This window comes from Mesorhizobium sp. P3_A9, assembly GCF_056402975.1.
Map to the genome: position 1 here is coordinate 1 of NZ_JBFUGJ010000584.1, position 2,236 is coordinate 2,236.

The window sequence follows — 2,236 nt, forward strand, 5'->3', positions numbered from 1 at the left end:
GGCGCTGCTTGAATGCGTCGGGCTATGAGATTGAGAGACAAAAGCCATGTCGCGTCGTCACAGTGCAGAAAAGCGTGAGATCAATCCGGACCCGAAGTTCGGTGATCTGATTGTCACCAAGTTCATGAACGCCGTCATGTATGACGGCAAGAAGTCGGTCGCCGAGACCATCGTCTACGGTGCGCTCGACCAGGTTCAGTCGAAGACCAAGCAGGAGCCGGTCACCGTCTTCCATCAGGCGCTCGACAATGTCGCGCCGCATGTGGAAGTCCGGTCGCGTCGCGTCGGCGGCGCCACCTACCAGGTTCCGGTCGACGTGCGCCCCGAGCGCCGTCAGGCGCTGGCCATTCGCTGGCTGATCGCTGCCGCCCGCAACCGTAACGAGACGACGATGGTCGACCGCCTGTCGGGCGAGTTGATGGACGCGGCCAACAACCGCGGCACCGCCGTCAAGAAGCGTGAAGACACCCACAAGATGGCTGAAGCCAACCGCGCTTTCGCGCACTACCGCTGGTAAAGCGCGAACGAGACTGAGAGGCAGCTACGATGGCCCGCGAATACAAAATCGAAGACTACCGCAATTTCGGTATCATGGCGCATATTGACGCCGGCAAGACGACGACCACCGAGCGCGTCCTCTATTACACGGGCAAGTCGCACAAGATCGGCGAAGTGCACGACGGCGCTGCCACCATGGATTGGATGGAGCAGGAGCAGGAGCGCGGCATCACSATYACGTCCGCCGCGACCACGACCTTCTGGAAGGGTCGTAGCGGCAAGATGTACCGCTTCAACATCATCGACACCCCCGGACACGTCGACTTCACCATCGAAGTCGAGCGTTCGCTGCGCGTTCTCGACGGCGCCATYGCGCTGCTCGATGCCAATGCCGGTGTCGAGCCGCAGACSGARACCGTCTGGCGCCAGGCCGACAAGTATCGCGTTCCGCGCATGATCTTCTGCAACAAGATGGACAAGATCGGCGCCGACTTCTAYCGCTCGGTCGAGATGATCGGCTCGCGMCTYGGTGCGCAKGCYGTCGTCATGCAGCTGCCGATCGGCGCMGAGACCGAGTTCAAGGGCGTTGTCGACCTCGTCGAGATGAACGCACTGGTCTGGCGCGACGAGACGCTGGGCGCTGCCTGGGACGTCGTCGAGATCCCGGCCGACCTTCAGGCTCGTGCGGAAGAATACCGCGAGAAGATGATCGAAGCCGCTGTCGAAATGGACGAGACGGCGCTTGAGAACTACCTCGAAGGCAAGATGCCGTCGAATGACGAGATCCGCGCGCTGATCCGTAAGGGCACCATCGCGGTCAAGTTCTACCCGATGTTCTGCGGCTCGGCCTTCAAGAACAAGGGCGTGCAGCCGCTGCTCGACGCCGTCGTCGAATATCTGCCTTCGCCGGCCGATGTTCCCGCCATCAAGGGTGTCGATGCCAAGACCGACGCCGATATCGAGCGTCATGCGGATGATAACGAGCCGCTGTCGATGCTCGCCTTCAAGATCATGAACGACCCGTTCGTCGGTTCGCTSACCTTYGCCCGCATCTATTCGGGCAAGYTGACCAAGGGCRTCTCGSTCGACAACACCGTCAAGGGCAAGAAAGAGCGCATCGGCCGCATGCTGCAGATGCATGCGAACTCGCGCGCCGACGTCGAAGAGGCTTTTGCCGGCGACATCGTTGCTCTGGCCGGTCTCAAGGACACGACCACGGGCGATACGCTCAGCGATCCGCTGCAYCCGGTCATCCTSGAGCGCATGGAATTCCCSGATCCGGTCATCCAGATCGCCATCGAGCCGAAGACCAAGAACGACCAGGAAAAGATGGGCCTCGCCCTTCACCGCCTGGCYGCYGAGGATCCGTCCTTCCGCGTCAAGACCGATGAGGAATCCGGCCAGACCATCATTTCCGGTATGGGCGAGCTCCACCTCGACATCATCGTCGACCGCATGCGTCGCGAGTTCAAGGTCGAGGCCAATGTCGGCGCTCCGCAGGTTGCCTATCGCGAGACGATCACCCGCAGGCACGAGCAGGACTACACGCACAAGAAGCAGACCGGCGGTACCGGTCAGTTCGCTCGCGTCAAGATCGTGTTCGAGCCGAATCCGGAAAGCAGCGAATTCGTATTCGAAACCAAGATCGTYGGCGGCGCCGTGCCGAAGGAATACATCCCGGGCGTCGAAAAGGGCRTCAASAGCGTCATGACCTCGGGTCCGTTCGCGGGCTTCCCGA

Annotated in this window: 2 protein-coding genes; both read left to right on the forward strand. The window is 61.3% G+C overall.

Annotation, left to right across the window (positions count from 1 at the left end):
* Positions 1-46: 46 nt before the first annotated feature.
* Entirely contained in the window at positions 47-517 is a 471-nt protein-coding gene (rpsG, locus tag AC1DX0_RS34860) for a 30S ribosomal protein S7 (RefSeq protein ID WP_008875664.1), read from the forward strand.
* Between the two features lie 29 nt (positions 518-546).
* Positions 547-2,236, forward strand: a 1,690-nt coding sequence (gene fusA, locus AC1DX0_RS34865) for an elongation factor G (protein ID WP_477358941.1), incomplete at its 3' end; no start/stop codon positions are given.

Coding starts and splice junctions, on each gene's coding strand:
- rpsG (WP_008875664.1), top strand. CDS start 47: ATGTCGCGTCGTCACAGTGCAGAAAAGCGTGAGATCAATCCGGACCCG.